We start from the raw sequence: 19,917 nt of genomic DNA on the forward strand, positions 1-19,917 counted from the left end.
TTCATGAAAATAGATATAAAACGGTTGCAAATCTTTTAAAAGTTTGATATTCTAACTAAGAAATGTAAATCATATTTTCTGAAAATAAAGAAATTAAAGGAGAAATACAATGGATAAGCAAACAATTACAATTTATGACGTTGCCCGTGAAGCAAATGTTTCAATGGCAACTGTTTCCCGCGTAGTAAATGGTAATCCAAACGTTAAGCCTGCCACACGTAAAAAAGTGTTGGAAGTCATTGATCGTTTAGATTATCGACCGAATGCTGTGGCGCGAGGTTTAGCAAGTAAAAAAACAACAACAGTTGGGGTTATTATCCCAGATGTAAGTAACATGTTCTTCTCTTCGTTAGCACGTGGAATTGACGATGTTGCTACAATGTATAAATACAATATTATTTTAGCGAATTCAGATGGCGATAGCCAAAAAGAAGTGAACGTTTTAAACAACCTACTTGCAAAACAAGTTGATGGTGTGATTTTTATGGGACATCGTATTACCGATGAAGTTCGTGCAGAGTTTTCACGTTCAAAAACACCTGTTGTTTTAGCTGGTTCAATCGATCCAGATCAACAAGTTGGAAGTGTCAATATTGATTATAAAGAAGCAACGAAAGATGCTATTGATGCGTTAGCGAAAAACGGTAACAAAAAAATTGCTTTTATCAGTGGCGCTTTAATTGATCCTATTAACGGTCAAAACCGTCTAGTTGGTTACAAAGAAGGACTTGCTGAAAACAAATTAGGCTATTCAGAAGGTTTAATTTTTGAGTCTCCTTATTCGTTTAAAGACGGCTATGCATTGGTTGACCGCCTATTAAATAGTGGAGCAACAGCAGCCTATGTAACAGATGATGAGTTAGCTATCGGAATCTTAGATGGACTAGTTGATAAAGATATCAAAGTACCAGAAGAGTTCGAAATTATTACAAGTAACAATTCATTATTAACACAAGTTGCACGTCCAAAATTATCATCGGTTACACAACCGCTATATGATATTGGTGCGGTTTCAATGCGTTTATTAACGAAACTAATGAACAAAGAAGAAGTTGAAGAAAAAACAATTACATTACCATATGGAATTGCACACCGTAATTCAACGAAATAGTTTACAATCAAAATCGAGGTGTGACACAAGCGGCTTATCTTTGAAAAGCAGATTTTTGTCACCCGTTCATCGATTAATTATTCGTATAACAAAAAGGGTCCGTGACTGATGTCGCAGACCCTTTTTTTATTGTTCGTCAAATAGTGTTGGTTGACTAAAAATGAACAAAGGTCACTATCGTAATCGCCTTATAGAAGAAAGAGAGAGCATGTAAATCAATCACTCACTACGTTCTTGCTAGAAGTCTAGAGATTCGAGCGGACAGGCAAATAAAGAAGACCTCCGGAGTGATTTTCTCTAGAGGTCTTCTTTAATATATTTAATTTTCGGGTGTTTCTTTTTCTGCGTCCTCTTTGTTTTCAGCAGGTTTTTCTTCTGTTTTTTCTTCTTTATCTTCGTTTTTCTTCTCGTCTTTTTTCTCTTCTTTTTTAGCAGGTTCTTTTTTGGGTTTAGGTTTTGGTACCACTTTACGCCAATAATCGGCATAGTTGGCATCTGTACCACCAATTCCAAAGCGGAAACTTAAATCTGCTGGACCATTTTTTGCCCAATAAGAGGTTACAGTTTCAGTTGGTGTGTTGAAGGTAATATTATCAATTGTCATTGTACCACCCGGTTTGACACCAGTAAATTTAGAAACGGTCTCTTGGCGGACACTAGGATCGAGTTTGAATGTTTGGCCAGCACCCATAACATCGGGCTTCGCTTGATAAATGGCATTCGCTAAGTAAGCCATGTAAGTTGCTGTACGTTGTCCGGCACCTTCATCAGACGGTTTGCTATCTTCGCGACCAGACCAACTACTTAACGTGATAGTTGGGGTAGAAGCCACGAGCCAAGAATCGACGTTATAATCGGTTGTTCCTGTTTTACCGATCCAATCTAAGTTACCTAAGTTCCAATCGAGATTGCTTAGTTGACTAGTAAAATTGGTGGTTAGACCACGATTCAAAGCGGTACGTAACAAATCGGTTGTGATTGAAGCGGTCGCCTTGGAGAAGACTTGAGTAGGGTTTGCTTCATGTTGATAATAAGCGTTGCCCTCCGAATCAATAATCGCATCTACAACATAGCCTTCTTGGTAAATACCATCGTTGGCAATAGTTTGAAAAGCGTTTGTTTGTTCCAATGTTGTGACTTCAGGAACACCAAGTGGCGCCGATTCATATTGCCAAGTTGGAACATCAGGAAAATTCATTTTAGACAAATATTGATCATAGACAGCAGTTGGCGAGCCCATATGATTTAAGAGCGCTTGATAAATATGATAGGCCGGAATATTGTCTGACTGATCCAATGACTCACGAACAGTTCGGAATGTTTTTGATCCAGAGTTAATCGCATTGACAATTGGTTTTCCAGCATCTTCGCCATTACTCCAATTTGTAGGATAATCAGAAATACGCGTCTCAGAACCAATAATTCCTTGATCGATTGCGGGTGCAAAAACAAGGAAAGGTTTAATAGCAGATCCTGCTTGACGATGCGAGCTAAAGGCGTGGTTGTAAGGGTTGTTTTTATACTCGCGTCCACCAACAAAACCTAAGACTTTACCTGTTTTATTTTCCATTAATACATTCCCAACTTCGATTCTGGCTCCAGACCAATTGTCTAAATAAGAGCCGTAGTTGGCAACGGCTTGTTGCATTGCTTGATAGATCGTTTTATCAATCGTTGATTTAACGGTGTAGCCACCATTGGCTAGCTTCGTATAGGCTTTGTCCATATAAAGTGCGTTCGTCTCTTCTTCGACAAACTCTTCATCGGAAACTTTATCTTCCGTGGCTAATTTTTTGGCAACAATTTTTGCGGCTTCAGCCATGACGGCTTGATACAAGTAATCTTGGGTATTCTTGTTGGCAGACTCTTGCTTTTTAAAGTCCGCCACTAAATCATAGGCTAAGGCCTCTTCATATTCTTGTTTAGAGATATCGTGATTACGATACATACTAAATAAAATAAAGTCTTTTCTTTGTAAGCCATATGTTAAATCTTCTGCTTCTTTTAATGCACCCGTATTTGTATAAGGGCTATAGACAATCGGACTTTGTGGCAGACCGGCGATAAAGGCAGCTTGTGGCAAATTGACTTTGTCTGGTTGCACGCCAAAAATGCCTAAGGTTGCTTCCTTGACTCCCGCAATGTTTTGGCCACGATTGTTGCGACCGAAAGGGGAGACGTTTAGGTACATCGTAATAATTTCTTCTTTAGAAAAATATTTTTCGATTTCAGTTGCCAGTAATAACTCATTGGCTTTTCGATCGAAGGTTGTTTCATTAGATAAAATTTGTTGTTTAACGAGCTGTTGCGTTAATGTCGAACCACCACTGCTTCCCAGACCAGTTACTTCTGAAATGAGTGCTCGTAAGACCGCTTTTGGCACAATCCCATTATGCTCATAGAAATACTCGTCTTCAGTCGCAACAATGGCTGTTGTGATTAATGGTGAAATCTCTTCATGCTTAATGTTGGTGCGTAATAAGTCAGATTGAATGGTTGAAATTAAACTGTTATCGGCGTAAACGATTTTTGATGTTTGAGTTAAATCACCGAGCTCTTGTTGAAATTGTTTTTTATTAGGCATCTGAATGTCTTCAACAAGATAAGTAAAGTATCCAATTCCGATACCTGCACCTAGAGCACCTGCAAATAGTAGGAGGGAAATACCGACTAAGAGAACGGAATAGCCGACACGTAATCCAACGTTTAAGTAAAACCATCCAGGGAAATTTTTTATTTTTTTTGTCGATTTGGGCAAATTTGTCACCTCAATTTTAAAATTTGTATCTATACGATTATATCAAAAAATAAAACGAATAGATATAATTGTGCAAAATTTGCGAAATGACCTTTTCTTTCAAGGAATTTTCAGTTACTATTATCAATGAACATCAATTGTTGGGAGGAAAAAAAATGAAACCAGGTTTTTTTCAAGAATTAAAAGATCGTGGACTGATTCATCAAACGACAGATGAAGTCGCACTAGAGAAACAATTAAATGACGAGTCAGTGAAACTATATGTTGGTTTTGACCCAACAGCAGACAGCTTACATATTGGACATTTATTACCCGTACTTATGTTACGTCGCTTTCAAAAAAATGGCCATGTGCCAATTGCCTTAGTTGGTGGTGGAACTGGAATGATCGGGGATCCGTCTTTTAAAGATCAGGAGCGTCAATTAAACACGCTTGATACGGTTCAAAATTGGTCAGAGAGCATTAAAAATCAATTGTCACGTTTTATTGATTTTGATGATGCACAAAATCCAGCGATTATTGCGAATAACTATGATTGGTTGGGTAGCACGTTATTAATTGATTTTTTACGTGATGTCGGTAAAAACTTTACGATTAATTATATGATGAGTAAAGAAAGTGTGAAGCGTCGGATTGAGTCAGGCATTTCGTACACGGAATTTGCTTACCAATTATTACAAGCGTACGATTTCTTAAAATTATATGAAGCACATGGTTGTTTATTACAACTTGGCGGAAGCGACCAATGGGGCAATATTACTTCAGGTATTGAATTGTTACGTCGTGAAAAAGAAGTCCAAGGTTTTGGTTTGACGATGCCATTAATTACAAAAGCTGACGGCACAAAATTTGGTAAAACAGAAGGCAACGCGGTTTGGTTGGATGCAACAAAGACAACGCCTTATGAATTCTACCAATTCTGGATTAATACCGATGATCGCGATGTTATCAAATTCTTGAAATATTTCACTTTCTTATCGTTAGAAGAAATTGCAGCAATTGAAGAAGAATTTGTCAATGCACCGGAAAAACGAGTAGCACAAAAAACATTAGCACAAGAAGTGACGACATTGGTTCATGGTAGCCAAGCATATGACCAAGCGTTACGTATTTCAGAAGCGTTATTTAGCGGAGAAATCAAAGGTTTATCTGGCGAAGAAATTAAACAAGGCTTTAAAGGTGTGCCGACTTATCACGTTCAAGCAGAAGATGCGTTGAATTTAGTCGACCTATTAATTAGTGCCGAAGTTGTGAAGTCAAAACGTCAAGCACGGGAAGATATCCAAAATGGTGCAATCTACATTAATGGTGAGCGTGTACAAGATTTAACTTACGAAATCAGTGATGTCGATAAAATTGACGGCCATTCAACAGTCATTCGTCGCGGGAAGAAAAAATACCACTTGTTACAATTTTAATTAAAAAGTCGTTGTAAAAGGGGTGAGGCATTGTCATTAAGGCATTGCCTCACTTTTATTTAGGGAAGAAAAAGAAGGGGGATTGCGGATGTCAGCAATTATTTGGCAGTCAGTTAGTTTGTTTTTTATGATTTTTTTAGGATTTATTATGAAACGAGTCGGAATATTAACCAAGTCAGACGGGACAATGATTGCCCGTGTGATTATGAATATTACATTACCAGCAGTCATTATTGTAAACTTTGCGACGTTATCGATTGAAAAGGGTTTGTTATTATTTATTTTAGCCGGTGTATTATGGTTTTCTTTGCAGTTAACCATTGCTTATTTTTATACACGTCATCGGGAACGCACATCAAAAGTCTTGTTTTTATTTGGTACTTCGGGTTTTAATATCGGTAATTTCACATTGCCGTTTGTTCAGAGTGTCGCACCACTAGGTATCCCACTAGTCTCCATGTTTGATGTGGGAAATAATTTATTGTTATCAGGTGCGAATAAAATTATTGTCGATCGAATAACTGGCGATTCAAAGAAAATTCATCTAAAAAATAGTCTTGTACAACTAGCGAAATCGGTTCCTTTCATGATTTATTTGATTATGTTTTTTTTACGTTATTTCGAATGGTCAATTCCAGAATTTGTGTTAACCTTAACGCAGCCAGTGGCCGCTTCAAACGTATTCTTATCAATGTTTATGATTGGCTTGTATTTAGAATTTCGTTTGCCAAAAGATTCCATTAAGGAAGTTTTTGAAGTCTTAATCTTACGCTATGGCTTAGGCGCAATTATGATTGCGATTATTACGCTTTCACCATTGGATAACTTAACGAAATCGATGCTCTGTTTATTAGCTTTAACGCCAATTCCGTTATTTAGTATTATGTTGGCGGTCGTTTCGGGAGTCAAAGAAGAAGTGCTAGGGTTTGCGGCATCGATTAGTTTTTTAATCAGTTTACCTTTGATGACTCTTGTTTTACTCATTTTTCATTAATCAAATAAGCAAAAGAATTGTTATTTTGAGGGCAATCCCTCATACTCAATTAGAGGATTACTAGAGGGGGAAAAAAGATGTTAATTGGATCACACGTTTCCATGAGTGGGAAAAAAATGTTACTTGGCGCGGCTGAAGAAGCGGCGAGTTATCAGGCAACGACTTTTATGATTTATACGGGCGCTCCGCAAAATACACGTCGCAAAGCAATTGAAGAGATGAATATAGAAGCTGGAATGGCATTTATGAAAGAGCATGGCATGAGTAATATGGTTGTACATGCCCCTTATATTATCAATTTAGGTAACACTGTTAAGCCAGAAAATTTTGGTTTTGCAACACAGTTTTTAAGAGAAGAAATTATGCGTGCTCAAGCACTAGGAGCGACGCAAATTACGATGCATCCAGGTGCTCACGTTGGTGCGGGCGCAGATGCTGCGATTGCACAAATTATTAAAGGCTTAAATGAAGTGTTGACGGCAGATCAAATTCCACAAATTGCGCTAGAAACAATGGCTGGCAAAGGGACTGAAATCGGTCGCTCGTTTGAAGAATTGGCACAGATTATCGAAGGGGTAACCTTAAATGATAAATTATCTGTCACACTAGATACGTGTCATATTCATGATGCGGGTTACAATGTTCGTGAAGACTTTGATGGTATCTTAAATGAATTCGATAAAGTTATTGGCTTGGATCGATTGAAAGTCGTTCATGTGAATGATTCAAAAAATATACAAGGTGCGAAAAAAGACCGCCACGCCAACATTGGTTTTGGTGAAATTGGTTTTGATGCCTTAAATAAAATTGTTCATCACCCACAACTCGTTACAATTCCTAAAATTTTGGAAACACCGTATGTTGGTGAAGACAAAAAGAACAAAAAAGCACCGTATAAGTTTGAAATTGCGATGCTACAAAGTGGTACTTTTGACGGGGATTTACTCGAAAAAATTGAAGCGCAAGGGTAATCAGTACAAGAAGTACCATGAAACAAGTCAATAAATAGCGTTTCTTTTGGAAAAGTCTCAGTAAGGACTTTTCTTTTGATTTGATATCTAGTAAAATGTTTCCTTGAGGGAACCTTTAAGGAAGGAGTGTTACTATGAACGTAGGATTAGCTATTTTATTTCTTGCAATCGGTGCAGTATTAGGTGCGATTGGAGGATTCTTCTTAGCACGTAAATATATGCAAGATTATTTAAAGAAAAACCCACCAATCAATGAAGATATGTTACGCACAATGATGATGTCAATGGGTCAAAAACCATCTGAGAAAAAAATTCGTCAAATGTTGCAACAAATGAAAAATCAAAACTAAAGAATTAAAGTGAACGGGCGTTTTTTAGAGCCCGTTTTTTGGTGCAATGAAGCACGCTCGTTAAAAAGTTTGGAGGAGAAAAATGTCGATTTTTAGGAAATTAGGTTGGTTTTTTAAAGAAGAAAAGAAACATTATATTATTGGAATTATTTCACTAGTCATTGTGGCAATCGTGCAACTCGTACCTCCAAAAGTCATTGGAATTATTATTGATAAAATTGCAGAAGACCGCATTGATTTAAGATCAATCTTATTGTGGGTAGGCTTACTATTATTATCCGCCATTACGCAGTATACGTTTCGTTTTATTTGGCGTACAAATATTTGGGGGAGTGCTGCTCGGTTAGAACGTAGTTTACGTCGCCAACTGTTTCACCACTTCACTCAAATGGATCATTTGTTTTACCAAAAGTTTCGCACGGGCGATTTGATGGCACATGCGACAAATGATTTAACTGCGATTCAAAATGTAGCAGGAGCTGGAATATTAACGTTTGCCGACTCGATGATTACAGGGGGGATGACCATTTTAGCGATGATTATTTTCGTCGATTGGCGTCTAACGTTAATCGCACTCATCCCATTACCGTTGTTAGCCGTTGCGTCGCGTGTCTTAGGATCGAAACTACATGATGCTTTTAGAAGTTCGCAAGCTGCTTTTTCAGATATTAATGATAAAGCACAAGAAAGCATCACCGGCATGAAAGTGATTAAAACATTTGGACAAGAAAAAGAAGACATTGCTGAATTTAAAACAGAAGTGGATCAAGCCATTCAAAAAAATGGTCGCGTGAACTTTTTAGAAGCGCTCTTTGATCCAACAATCACGATAATCATTGGTTTATCTTATGTTTTAACGATGATCATTGGTGGTCAATTTATTATGAAAGATGTTGTAACCATTGGACAGCTAGTGACATTTGTCAGTTACATTGGCATGCTTGTTTGGCCGATGTTCGCTATTGGCCGCTTATTTAACGTCTTAGAACGTGGGAATGCTAGTTATGACCGTGTTTCAAATTTATTACGAGAAAAAACACATATTGAGGAAGCTTTTAACGCACGTAAAACACCGGCTCACGGAGCGATTCAGGTAGCGCTTGAGAAGTTTACTTACCCAAACGCCCAAGTGCCAGCTTTGGAAGGAATCCATGTCACGATTGATGAAGGCAATGTTTTAGGAATTGTCGGTAAAACGGGTTCTGGAAAAACGACTTTACTGAAATTACTGATGCGTGAATACGATCACTACGACGGGAAAATTACATTCGATCAAGATGATATCAAAGATTATACACTAGACGCTTTGCTACAATCGATTGGTTATGTCCCTCAAGATCATTTCTTGTTTTCAATGAATATTGCGGATAACATTCGTTTCGCTAATCCAATATTGCCACAAGAAAAAGTCGAAGAAGCGGCTACATTGGCTGCAATCCATCAAGATATTGAACAATTCCCTGAAGGTTATGAAACAATGGTTGGTGAACGAGGGGTTTCGTTATCTGGCGGGCAAAAACAACGGATTTCGATTGCTAGAGCCCTAATTACTGAACCAGAGTTATTGATTCTAGATGATGCCTTATCCGCGGTAGATGCGAAAACGGAAGAAGGTATTTTATCGAGTCTTAAAGTTAGCCGTCAAAACAAAACAACGATTATTGCTGCTCACCGCCTAAGTAGCGTGATGCATGCTCAAGAAATCTTAGTCTTGGATGAAGGGAAAATTATTGAACGTGGCACACATGAACAGTTAATCAATTCAAACGGTTGGTATCAAAAAATGTGGGAGAAACAACAGTTAGAAGCAGCGATTGAAGGAGGGGACGAATAATGCAAAAACAACAATCTGAATGGTCAAAATCGATGCCTTTTAAAGAGCAGTTGAAAGTCATTAAACGCTTATTTGTCTATGCAAAGCCTTTTAAAAAGACGTTTATCATTGCGATTTTGTTTGCGATGGCGTTAGCGACAATCAATGCATTCCTACCTCGAATTTTACAAACATTAATCGATCGCTACTTGACGAATCAAACGGCGACGGTTCAAATAATTTTATTCTTTGCCATGTTGTATTTGTTAGGGACAATTTTAAAAGCCGTGATTTGGTTTTTCCAATGGTACTTATATTCTTCGGCATCGTTACGCAGTTATCAAAACATTCGTGTCAAACTGTTTGAAAAGCTCCATACATTAGGGATGCGTTATTTTGATCAAACGCCAGCCGGATCGATTGTTTCGCGTGTGTCCAATGACACAGAGACATTGTTTGAGTTTTGGCACGTCTTTTTAACCGTCTTAACAGGTATTTTCGCGGTTATTTCATCCTTTCTGGCGATGTTTCAAATCAACTCAAAAATTGCGTTAGGTATTTTATTTTTCTTACCGATTTTAGGATTTGTCATTTGGTATTACCAACAATTTAGTTCGCGTGTTTATCGTCAAATGCGTGAAAAGCTGAGTCAGTTAAATACAAAATTGAATGAATCGATTTCAGGGATGCAAATTATTCAACAATTTCGTCAAGAAAAACGGTTTGTTAAAGAGTTTGAAGCGACGAATGATGAATATTTAGCTACGCGTTATGCGATGATTAAGATGAACTCTTTGCTTTTAGGGCCAATCATTAGTCTGCTTTATACGTTTGCTTTAGGTTTTGCTTTGACTGCTTTTGGGTTTAACGCATTAAAGTCACCGATTGAAGTTGGTTTAATCTACGCTTTTGCCACATATGTTCAAGCGTTCTTTAACCCTATGACACAAATGATGGATTTCTTGAGTACCTTTACCGATGGTGTGGTCGCAGGAAGCCGCGTGCTAAGAATTATTGACGAAACAGAATACACACCACAGCAAAACCCAGGAGCGAATGCTGAAATTGTACAAGGAAAAATTGAGTTTCGTAATGTGACGTTTTCATATGATGGTAAAAACAACGTCTTAAACAACATTTCCTTTGTTGCGAACCCAGGTGAAACGGTCGCTTTAGTCGGGCATACCGGAAGTGGTAAGAGTTCCATTATCAATGTCTTGATGCGTTTTTATGAATTTGGTCAAGGTCAAATTTTAATTGATGATCAAGATATTCGTGACTTCTCATTGGAAGAGCTACGTCAAAAAATGGGACTTGTTTTACAAGACGCTTTTATGTTTTATGGCAATATTGCGGATAACATTCGTTTATTGAATAAAGAGATTAGTGATGAAGCGGTCGTTGAGGCAGCCAAATTTGTTCAAGCCGATCGTTTTATTGAAAGTCTACCAGGAACATACCATGCGAAGGTTATTGAGCGTGGGGCGAGCTATTCAAGTGGGCAACGTCAATTAATTTCATTTGCTCGTACGATGGTAACCAATCCGAAAATCTTAGTCTTGGATGAAGCGACAGCGAATATTGATACTGAAACCGAAAGTCTGATTCAATTAGGCCTAGCCAATATGCGTCAAGGTCGAACAACAATTGCTATTGCTCATCGATTATCAACGATTCGTGATGCGAATACGATTTTAGTTTTAGACAAAGGAAACATTGTTGAAAAAGGGACACATGATGAGTTGCTTCAAGTTGATGGTTTATATGCTGCGATGTATAAATTGCAAAGTAGTGAAGTCTAAATTACAGGAAATTCAAACAGGCACGTTACACGGGTGAGTTTTTCACCTTCGTAACGTGCCTGTTTTATTTAGTAAAGAGGGGCAGCTTTAATTATTGATTTTTAGCTAACAAATCTTTAATGGTTGGTAACATTTTGTTTGGTTCATCTTTTGGTGCAAAACGCGCGACGACTTGGCCTTCTTGATCAATGATAAATTTCGTGAAATTCCATTTTATTTCATCATTTAAAAAACCGGGTGCTTGTTTTTTTAAGTATTTATACAAAGGATCAGCCTCTTCACCATTAACAACTGTTAACTCATGCATTGGGAAAGTCACGCCGTAAGTTAAGCGACAAGCTTCGGCAGCTTCGGTCCCGGTGGCAAGTTCTTGTTTGAATTGGTTGGAAGGAAAGCCTAAAATGATTAAACCTTGTTCTTTGTACGCTTCGTAAATAGCTTCAAGCTCTTCAAATTGTGGTGTTAGACCACATTTAGTTGCGGTATTGACGATAATGATGACCTTTCCCCGATAGTTATCTAATGGATAGGTTTGACCATTTTCAAGTGTAGCATTGAATGGATAAATTGACATGTTTAATTCAGCTCCTTTTGTCTAAGTATACGCAATAATTAAAAAAGTTAACAAAAAAACGACTTGGCTCGATTGAACCAAGTCATTTTTATCAAGCAGGGGTTTCTTCAAGTGTTGCGGATTGATGAATAACGGCTTTACTTTTCCAGATACCTGAACGCCAACGCCGAATCATCAAGTAGGCTCGTAAGGCTTCGTCAATTGCGTAGGCAATCCAAACACCAACTAACCCCATCCCAGCCCAAATCGCTAGAGAATACGAGAAGGGTAAACTAATCACCCATAAAACGAGAATACTACAGAAGAGAGGGAACTTGACGTCACCACTGGCATTTAAGGAACCAACTAGAATCATGTTAATGGCGCGCATTGTTTCTAGAACAATTTCAACTAAGAAGACTTCGCGAGCAATTTTAATCACGTCGCTATTTGAAGTGAAAATACCCATGATTGGTTCAATAAAAATAAAGGTTATAATACAAATAAATAATGTGACGCTGACACCAATAATCGTTGTTCGCATGCCACGATTGGAGGCACGATCAAATTCACCAGCTCCGACATTTCGGCCAATCATGATTTGATTGCCTTGGCTAATCGCGGAAGCAATTAAGTAAACAAATTGGGTAATGGCACTAATATACGATTTAGCAATTAAAACACTGGATCCAAGTGAGGCAACGATCATCGTCACGACAACTTGGGCACCTTGATAAGACAAGGATTCACCAGATGATGGTAAGCCATAAGTTAAAATAGCCTTTAAAATAGGTAGAGATATTTTTTTGATACGTAAAGATAATACAGAGAAGCCAATGTAGCGTTTTAACAAGAAAATCGAAATAATTAGGCCAATACAATTACCAAAAACACTGGAGTAAGCGAGTCCTGTAACACCAAAACTTGGTAATCCAAAAGGTTGATATAAGACAAAATAGTTACCAACGACAGATAAAATACTGGCGGACATCGGTACTAGCAAAGCAGGAGCGGTATGGCCGTGGGTCCGTAAAATCGCGATGATAACCGCCGTCAATGCGGAAATAATTAGACTACCACCAAAAATTTGTAAGTAGTTCTTCCCGATAGCGATGAGCTCGGCATCTAAATTCATAAATGCTAATAAGTATTCAGAGAAAAATAAAAAGAATAAACTAATGATAAGACCAATTGCAAGTGAGCCAAACAAAGCAGTGTTAATTACATTTTTAATTTCATGTTGTCGTTTTGCGCCGATGTACTGGGCGATAATAATTTGGGTACCGATGGTGATAAAACCGTAGACAAAGACCATTAAGTTTAATAATTGATTGGCGGCCCCAACTGAAGCCACGGCCGGTTCGGAGTAGTGTGAAATCATCCAAACGTTGATGTTACCGATTACAACTCGTAAAAACAGTTCTACGAAAATCGGCCAACTTAGAAAGATTAACTCACGATCCGAAATCGTAAGTATTTTTTTGCTTGCCAAAACGAACGCCCTCTCTTATAGTTATTATTTGTAATGTCTTGGCAATTCTACAAGATTCATTCAAAAAGTCAAGCACTTTTGAACGGCAAAACAATCCTAAGCAGAATATTAGACAGATGATTAGGAATGGCATAAATTGTAGAGTAGTTAGATGATGGAAAGGAAGTCATTTGTTATGTTAGATGTAATTGTAATTGGAGCAGGTCCTGCTGGAATGACCGCAGCGCTTTATGCTTCACGTTCAAATTTATCCGTATTATTATTGGAAAGAGGTGCACCAGGTGGGCAACTAAATAATACAGCAGAGGTTGAAAACTATCCAGGATTTGATCGAATTATGGGTCCAGATTTAGCCGAGAAGATGTATGCGCCGTTAGAAAAATTCGGGACGCAACACGCCTACGGAATTGTTCAAAGCCTAAAAGATCAAGGCGATTATAAAGAGGTTTCGACGGACAGTGAGACGTTCAAAGCCAAAACAGTTATTATTGCAACCGGTTGTGAGCACCGTCAACTAGGTGTTAAAGGTGAACACGAATTTGCAGGCCGCGGGGTTTCCTACTGTGCTGTTTGTGATGGTGCATTTTTCCGTAACCGTAAATTATTAGTCATTGGTGGTGGGGATTCGGCTGTTGAAGAGGCTATCTTCTTAACACAATTTGCCGAGGAAGTCGTGATTGTGCACCGTCGTGATGAATTACGTGCGCAAAAAGTTATCCAAGATCGTGCTTTTGCGAACCCTAAAATTTCATTCATCTGGGATTCGGTAGTCGAAGAAATTGTTGGCGATAATATGATGATGACTGGCGCGATTATTCGTAACGTTAAAACAGAAGCTGTTCATGAAGAAAAAGCTGGAGGAATCTTTATCTATGTTGGTTTAGATCCTTTAACTGAAGCATTCAAAGGCAACGGCATTACAAATGAAGACGGTTGGGTTGTCACCGACGATGAGATGCGTACAGCGATTCCGGGCGTTTATGCAGTTGGAGACGTACGTGATAAGACTTTGCGTCAAATTACTACGGCAGTCGGCGATGGCAGTATCGCTGGACAACAAGCATTTGCTTATATAGAAGAACAAAAATAAAGTCATTCGAAAAAGCAGATTTTTGATGTGGATGGATCAAAAAATACTCATTTTAAAAAAAGAGGCGTGACATCTGTCAGGGCCTCTTTTTTGAGCTGCTCAAGTATAGCAAATAACCAATCAAGAGATAAAATCCTGTGAAGTGGTTGTTGCATATAAATATTTGCACGAAGAAACACGTCAAGCGCTTTTCGTACTAAGGTAATAATGGTATACTAAGCCAAAGTGAGACATTTTTTGAAAGAGGGGATTCAAATGACATCTTGGATGAATACATATGAACAATGGGCAAACTTTGCCGATTTAGAAGATAATTTAAAGGGACAATTAAAACAGTTAGCAAACGAGCCAGTAACGCTAGAAGATGCTTTCTATGCACCTTTAGAATTTGGAACAGCAGGGATGCGTGGTATTTTAGGACCAGGAATTAATCGAATGAATATTTATACGATTCGTCAAGCGACAGAAGGTTTGGCTCGTTTTATGGAAACGCAAGATGAGGCGACGAAAAAACGTGGTGTGGCGATTGCTTTTGATTCACGTCATTTTTCACGTGAGTTTGCTTTAGAAGCAGCTCGCACGCTCGCGCAACATGACATTCCTTCCTTCGTCTTTGAGAGTCTGCGACCGACGCCAGAACTATCTTTTGCTGTCCGTCATTTAAATACGTTTACTGGAATTATGATTACGGCATCGCATAATCCGGCTGAATATAACGGCTATAAGATTTATGGCGAGGACGGTGGGCAAATGCCACCTGCTGACGCGGAGGCTGTGACACGTTTTGTGCGTGGAGTGGAAAACTCGTTAGAAATTCCAGTCTTAAGCGAAGATGAGGCATTGGCTAAAAAACTGATTACATTTATTGGTGAAGAAGTCGATCAAGCGTATCTAGAAGAAGTAAAAACGGTCACGATTAACCAAGCGCTAATCGATGAAATGGGCGATGATTTAAAATTGGTTTACACACCATTACATGGTGCAGGAAAAATGTTAGGTGAACGCGCTTTAAAACAAGCCGGCTTTAAAAAATTTGTAATTGAACCTAGTCAAGGACAACCCGATCCGAATTTCAGTACAGTGAAGTCGCCGAATCCTGAAGAAGCATCGGCTTTTGAATATGCGATTCGTTTAGGCGAAGCAGAAGGCGCGGACTTACTTATTGCTACCGACCCAGATGCAGACCGTTTAGGCGCTGCGATTCGCATGCCAGATGGTCAATATCAAGTGTTAAGCGGTAACCAAATCGGTGCCATCTTAATCCATTACATCTTAGAAGCGCATCGCTCAGCAGGGACGCTACCAGCCAATGCGGCGGTTCTGAAATCAATTGTTTCAAGTGAACTACCAACAGCGATTGCTGAAAGTTATGGCGTGAAAATGTTAGACGTTTTAACGGGTTTTAAATTTATTGCAGAAAAAATTCAACAGTTTGAAGAAGACCATTCTCAAACCTTTATGTTTGGTTTTGAGGAAAGTTATGGATATCTTGTTAAGCCGTTTGTCCGTGACAAAGATGCGATTCAAGCGCTTGTTTTATTTGCAGAAGTTGCCGCTTACTATAAAAAACAAGGTCAAACCTTGTTTGATGCCTTACAATTAATCTTTGAACAGTATGGCTATTTTTCGGAAAAGACCATTTCAGTAACAATGAGTGGACAAGAAGGAACGGCTCAAATTGCACGCTTAATGAAAACGTTCCGTGAAAAAAAACCGACCGAATTCGCACGTGTAGCGGTTATTGAAACAGAAGATTTTAAAGAATTGACTAAAACAACAGCGGGCGGAGAAGTTGAGCACTTGACAACACCACCATCAGATGTTTTAAAATACGTTTTAGCAGATGAGAGTTGGATTGCAGTACGTCCTTCGGGAACGGAACCAAAAATCAAATTTTATATCGGCGTGAAAGGTGACAGTCAAGCAGAAGCAAATGCTAAAATTGTCGCTTTAGAAGCTGCAATCAATGAAATCACTGTAGCAGCAGAATAATTGAGTTTAAAAAATAAGAGGGATGATTCTCCCTCTTGTTTTTCATGGAGGGCGCTATGGAGAAATTACCAACACTTCAAGAAATGGAGCAGATTAGTCGTATTTTTAAATTGTTAAGTGATAAAACACGACTGAAAATTTTGTTAGCACTTGAAAAAGGTGAGCGAAATGTCACTTCTATTGCGGAAATTGTGAATATGGAACAATCTGCTGTTTCTCATCAATTAAAATTATTGCGAGAAAACCGGATGGTTCGGTCACGCAGAGAAGGAAAAACGATTTATTACCAGCTTGATGATGATCATGTTTTTGATATTTTAGAACAAACTCTCGAACATATTCGTCATTAAAATGAATAAAAAAGAGGAAGTCTACAGGTCCCTCTTTTTTTTTGCTTGAAATTTTGCTATATTAAAGAAGAATATTAAAATTCGATGATATAACTCTAATTAAAATGTTAGATTAGATAGGAGAACATATGAAAAAAGAAATGAAAATCGGTTTACTAGGATTAGGCGTTGTAGCAACAGGTGTCGTTGAGAGGTTAGCAGCGCAGCAAAAACAAATCGAGGCGCAAACAGGTATTTTATTATCAATCGAAAAAGCGCTCGTTTTAAACCCACAAGAAAAAGCAGCTGTGGCAAAAGCCCATGGTTTTGAATTAGTTACGAATATTGAAGATATTACAAAGGACGCTGAAATTGATATTGTGATTGAACTGATTGGTCGAATTTCACCGGCTAAAGAATACATTTTATCTGCTTTGAAAAATGGGAAACATGTTGTCACGGCTAATAAAGACTTAATTGCTCAGCATGGAAAAGAAATCATTGCCGTAGCAAAAGAACATAAAGTCGGTTTTTATTATGAAGCAAGTGTGGGTGGAGGAATTCCATTATTACGCCCGTTAGCAACGAGTTATGCGGCTGACACAATCACGAGTATTAAAGGGATTGTTAATGGAACTACGAACTATATGTTAACTAAGATGATGGAAGAGCAGATGGATTATCAAACCGCATTAGCTCAAGCGCAAGCATTAGGCTTTGCAGAGTCGGATCCGACAAATGACGTGGATGGTATTGATGCAGCGTATAAAATGATTATTTTAGGTGCTTTTGCTTTTGGGGCTGACTTAAGCTTATCTGATTTATCGATACAAGGGATTCGTCATGTGCAAGCAGCTGACGTTGTTACTGCACAAACACTAGGTTATGAAGTCAAATTAATCGGTGAGGTTAAACGTGTAGCACAAGGGATTACGGCTCGTGTGTCACCTGTCCTTGTACCTAAAACACATCCTTTAGCGATGATTAAAAATGAATATAATGGTGTCTTTATTGAAAGTGAAGGGATTGGCCAATCGCTACTGTATGGACCTGGAGCAGGTGCTTTACCAACAGCAACGAGCGTCTTATCTGACTTGATTGAAATCGCTGATCGCGCTTATGATCAGCAGTCATTTGAAGCGTTCAACCGTAAAGAGTTGGGGAGTCCATTGGCCGACCGTTCAGTCGTTGAAGAAAATTATTTTATTAGTGTTGAATTAAATGCAACTCCAGTAAGTGTGGACGCATTGGTTCAATCGCTTAACAAACAAGGTTATAAGGTGGTTTATTGTGCGTTAGCAGCGACAGAAAATCGTTTGAGTCTGATTGTTAATCATGTGGTCCCATCGGCATACGAAGCATTATTGGCTGAATTGGCAACACAAGGTCAAATTCAAGGACAATTAGGGGTAATGGGGGATTACAATGAAAATTAGAGTACCGGCAACGAGTGCCAATTTAGGCCCTGGTTTTGATTCTTGTGGTATTGCACTTTCTTTGTATTTATTTATTGAAGTGCTAGGACCAAATGAAAAGTGGGAAATCATTCATGATTTAGGAAATGATGTTCCAAGTGATGCAAGCAACTTAATGATTGAAACAGCGTTAAGTCTTGCGCCAAATTTAACGCCACAAAAAATAAAAATGAACTCTAGTGTTCCTTTGGCACGTGGTTTAGGCAGTAGTTCATCTGTCATTGTTGCGGGGATTGAATTAGCCAATCGTTTAGCTCATCTGAATTTATCTCAACAAGATAAAGTTGAGATTGCAACACGTATCGAGGGGCATCCTGATAACGTGGCACCAGCAATTTGTGGTGATTTTGTTGTTGCATGTTATTTTCCTGAAAAACACAAAGACGATGTAAGCTATGTAAAGCATTACTTCCCAGAAGGTGATATCATTGCTTTTATCCCTAATAAAGAGTTATTAACCGTTGAAAGTCGTGAAGTTTTACCAAAATCTTTTTCCTATAGAGATGCAGTGGAAGCAAGCGGGATTGCGAATGTGATGATTGCTGCTTTAATCAAAGGGAACTTGCCTTTAGCAGCAAAAATGATGCAAGAAGATCGTTGGCATGAACGTTACCGTCAAAAATTCGTGCCACATTTGGCATTAATTCGTCAGATTTGTCAAGATGAGGGCGCATATGGTTGTTTCTTGAGTGGAGCAGGCCCAACAGTTTTAATCTTGTCACCAGAAGAGCAGACGGAAAAAGTCATGCAGTCACTTAGAAGAATCGATGATACAGCAAGAATTGAACAACTATCAATTGATCGTGAAGGCATCCAAGTCTTTTAACTAACAAAAGCCCCAACGAATCGATTCGTTGGGGCTTTTGTTAGTCTTCATTGTCGTCGGTAATAAAGTAACTATGGTCTTCTAAATTTAGAGCATTTAAAATCATGGAAGCCGTCTCTTCAATCGAAAGCCGTGCCACATTAATCACAATACAACCTAATTTATTATATAATTCCGTTGCAAATTCTAGTTCAGAAATAATTTTATCAATTTGAGAATACGCAGTGTCTGGATTTAATCCATAGGAAATCATCCGTTCTTTGCGAATATTATTTAAAATTTTTGGATCATTAGTTAAACCGACAATCTTTTTAGGATCAATTTCCCATAATTGCTTTGGAATATGTGCCTGTGGGACAATTGGTAAGTTAGCTACTTTTAAATTTTTGTTAGCCAAAAAGAGACTAAGAGGTGTTTTCGATGTGCGAGAGACACCTAATAACACGACATCGGCTTCTAAAAAACCACGTGGATCTTTACCGTCATCGTATTTAACAGCAAATTCCATTGCTTTAATGCGTTTGAAATAGTTTTTATTTAAGTGATGCAAGGCCCCGGGTTCACGCGTCGGTTCGATACCGGTTCGACGTTGAACTTCAAGTACCGGTGGCGTCAACACATCAAAGTGAAACAGGCCACTTGCTTCGCAAAAATCATCTGCTACTTGAACAAGCTCTTGATTGATAATAGTGTGTAAAATCATGGCGTTATGACTCTTAGCATCAACGAGTGCTTTAATTAAGGCATCTTTTGTTGTAATGAACGTGCGACGAAAGATTTCAAAATTAATCATCGGGTATTGAGCCATCGTTGCTTGGGCTAATTTTGATGCGGTTTCTCCAGCTGAATCTGAAATAACGAAAAAGGTTAATGTTTCTTTTACATTTGTCTCTGTCATAAGCATCCCTCACTTGCATTTTAGTCATACTTATTATACCATACA

General features: G+C 38.4%; 16 protein-coding genes. 12 read left to right on the forward strand and 4 right to left on the reverse strand.

Features of this window, described 5'->3' with window-relative positions:
- The first annotated feature begins 109 nt into the window (after nt 1-109).
- Entirely contained in the window at nt 110-1,111 is a 1,002-nt protein-coding gene (gene ccpA, locus IEV09_RS00470; RefSeq protein ID WP_188366300.1) for a catabolite control protein A, read from the forward strand.
- A gap of 319 nt (nt 1,112-1,430) precedes the next feature.
- Here the strand turns inward: ccpA and IEV09_RS00475 are convergent, their stop codons facing one another.
- A complete protein-coding gene (locus IEV09_RS00475) occupies nt 1,431-3,869 on the reverse strand; it encodes a transglycosylase domain-containing protein (RefSeq protein WP_229731633.1) in 2,439 nt (812 codons plus the stop codon).
- 155 nt (nt 3,870-4,024) lie between these two features.
- On the opposite strand from IEV09_RS00475, the gene tyrS reads away from it, so the two are divergent.
- From tyrS to IEV09_RS00505, 6 genes are all read left to right on the forward strand, one after another.
- Nucleotides 4,025-5,287, forward strand: a complete 1,263-nt coding sequence (gene tyrS / locus IEV09_RS00480) for a tyrosine--tRNA ligase (RefSeq protein WP_188366302.1) — start codon at nt 4,025-4,027, stop codon at nt 5,285-5,287.
- Nucleotides 5,288-5,375: 88 nt separating this feature from the next.
- On the forward strand, nt 5,376-6,281 hold the full coding sequence (locus tag IEV09_RS00485) for an AEC family transporter (protein ID WP_188366303.1): 906 nt from the start codon (nt 5,376-5,378) through the stop codon (nt 6,279-6,281).
- A 77-nt stretch (nt 6,282-6,358) separates the two neighbouring features.
- On the forward strand, nt 6,359-7,252 hold the full coding sequence (locus IEV09_RS00490) for a deoxyribonuclease IV (protein ID WP_188366304.1): 894 nt from the start codon (nt 6,359-6,361) through the stop codon (nt 7,250-7,252).
- A gap of 134 nt (nt 7,253-7,386) precedes the next feature.
- Nucleotides 7,387-7,602 carry a YneF family protein gene (locus tag IEV09_RS00495; RefSeq protein WP_188366305.1) on the forward strand — a complete coding sequence of 72 codons (216 nt, stop codon included), beginning with the start codon at nt 7,387-7,389 and terminating at the stop codon, nt 7,600-7,602.
- Nucleotides 7,603-7,684: 82 nt separating this feature from the next.
- On the forward strand, nt 7,685-9,436 hold the full coding sequence (locus tag IEV09_RS00500) for an ABC transporter ATP-binding protein (RefSeq protein WP_188366306.1): 1,752 nt from the start codon (nt 7,685-7,687) through the stop codon (nt 9,434-9,436).
- A complete protein-coding gene (locus IEV09_RS00505; protein ID WP_188366741.1) occupies nt 9,433-11,217 on the forward strand; it encodes an ABC transporter ATP-binding protein in 1,785 nt (594 codons plus the stop codon). The genes IEV09_RS00500 and IEV09_RS00505 overlap by 4 nt, the downstream gene beginning before the upstream one ends.
- Nucleotides 11,218-11,308: 91 nt before the next feature.
- On the opposite strand, the gene IEV09_RS00510 is transcribed toward IEV09_RS00505, so the two are convergent.
- On the reverse strand, nt 11,309-11,791 hold the full coding sequence (locus IEV09_RS00510; RefSeq protein WP_188366307.1) for a glutathione peroxidase: 483 nt from the start codon (nt 11,789-11,791) through the stop codon (nt 11,309-11,311).
- A 91-nt stretch (nt 11,792-11,882) separates the two neighbouring features.
- The gene (locus IEV09_RS00515) at nt 11,883-13,262 is read right to left on the reverse strand and encodes an MATE family efflux transporter (RefSeq protein WP_188366308.1); all 1,380 of its coding nucleotides are present in this window, start codon (nt 13,260-13,262) and stop codon (nt 11,883-11,885) included.
- Between the two features lie 175 nt (nt 13,263-13,437).
- On the opposite strand from IEV09_RS00515, the gene trxB reads away from it, so the two are divergent.
- The 5 genes from trxB to thrB all read left to right on the forward strand — a co-directional run bounded on the left by trxB (nt 13,438) and on the right by thrB (nt 18,974).
- Nucleotides 13,438-14,352 carry a thioredoxin-disulfide reductase gene (gene trxB / locus IEV09_RS00520; RefSeq protein WP_188366309.1) on the forward strand — a complete coding sequence of 305 codons (915 nt, stop codon included), beginning with the start codon at nt 13,438-13,440 and terminating at the stop codon, nt 14,350-14,352.
- A 255-nt stretch (nt 14,353-14,607) separates the two neighbouring features.
- Nucleotides 14,608-16,344 (forward strand): phospho-sugar mutase, encoded by a 1,737-nt coding sequence (locus tag IEV09_RS00525; protein WP_188366310.1) that lies wholly within the window; start codon nt 14,608-14,610, stop codon nt 16,342-16,344.
- Between the two features lie 56 nt (nt 16,345-16,400).
- A complete protein-coding gene (locus IEV09_RS00530) occupies nt 16,401-16,694 on the forward strand; it encodes an ArsR/SmtB family transcription factor (protein WP_188366311.1) in 294 nt (97 codons plus the stop codon).
- Nucleotides 16,695-16,822: 128 nt separating this feature from the next.
- Entirely contained in the window at nt 16,823-18,109 is a 1,287-nt protein-coding gene (locus IEV09_RS00535; RefSeq protein ID WP_188366312.1) for a homoserine dehydrogenase, read from the forward strand.
- Entirely contained in the window at nt 18,099-18,974 is an 876-nt protein-coding gene (gene thrB / locus IEV09_RS00540; protein ID WP_188366313.1) for a homoserine kinase, read from the forward strand. The genes IEV09_RS00535 and thrB overlap by 11 nt, the downstream gene beginning before the upstream one ends.
- Nucleotides 18,975-19,014: 40 nt before the next feature.
- Here thrB and IEV09_RS00545 read toward each other — a convergent pair whose 3' ends face one another.
- Nucleotides 19,015-19,872, reverse strand: coding sequence for a pyruvate, water dikinase regulatory protein (locus IEV09_RS00545; protein WP_188366314.1), 858 nt, complete (start codon nt 19,870-19,872; stop codon nt 19,015-19,017).
- Between the last annotated feature and the right edge of the window lie 45 nt (nt 19,873-19,917).

Origin of the sequence: Enterococcus alcedinis, from assembly GCF_014635985.1 — a bacterium.
Lineage (GTDB): Bacteria > Bacillota > Bacilli > Lactobacillales > Enterococcaceae > Enterococcus_I > Enterococcus_I alcedinis.

What these genes read in the sequence shown, in the direction of transcription:
- ccpA (WP_188366300.1), top strand. Translation starts at nt 110, where the DNA reads ATGGATAAGCAAACAATTACAATTTATGACGTTGCCCGTGAAGCAAAT.
- tyrS (WP_188366302.1), top strand. Translation starts at nt 4,025, where the DNA reads ATGAAACCAGGTTTTTTTCAAGAATTAAAAGATCGTGGACTGATTCAT.
- IEV09_RS00485 (WP_188366303.1), top strand. Translation starts at nt 5,376, where the DNA reads ATGTCAGCAATTATTTGGCAGTCAGTTAGTTTGTTTTTTATGATTTTT.
- IEV09_RS00490 (WP_188366304.1), top strand. Translation starts at nt 6,359, where the DNA reads ATGTTAATTGGATCACACGTTTCCATGAGTGGGAAAAAAATGTTACTT.
- IEV09_RS00495 (WP_188366305.1), top strand. Translation starts at nt 7,387, where the DNA reads ATGAACGTAGGATTAGCTATTTTATTTCTTGCAATCGGTGCAGTATTA.
- IEV09_RS00500 (WP_188366306.1), top strand. Translation starts at nt 7,685, where the DNA reads ATGTCGATTTTTAGGAAATTAGGTTGGTTTTTTAAAGAAGAAAAGAAA.
- IEV09_RS00510 (WP_188366307.1), bottom strand. Translation starts at nt 11,791, where the DNA reads ATGTCAATTTATCCATTCAATGCTACACTTGAAAATGGTCAAACCTAT.
- trxB (WP_188366309.1), top strand. Translation starts at nt 13,438, where the DNA reads ATGTTAGATGTAATTGTAATTGGAGCAGGTCCTGCTGGAATGACCGCA.
- IEV09_RS00525 (WP_188366310.1), top strand. Translation starts at nt 14,608, where the DNA reads ATGACATCTTGGATGAATACATATGAACAATGGGCAAACTTTGCCGAT.
- IEV09_RS00530 (WP_188366311.1), top strand. Translation starts at nt 16,401, where the DNA reads ATGGAGAAATTACCAACACTTCAAGAAATGGAGCAGATTAGTCGTATT.
- IEV09_RS00535 (WP_188366312.1), top strand. Translation starts at nt 16,823, where the DNA reads ATGAAAAAAGAAATGAAAATCGGTTTACTAGGATTAGGCGTTGTAGCA.
- thrB (WP_188366313.1), top strand. Translation starts at nt 18,099, where the DNA reads ATGAAAATTAGAGTACCGGCAACGAGTGCCAATTTAGGCCCTGGTTTT.
- IEV09_RS00545 (WP_188366314.1), bottom strand. Translation starts at nt 19,872, where the DNA reads ATGACAGAGACAAATGTAAAAGAAACATTAACCTTTTTCGTTATTTCA.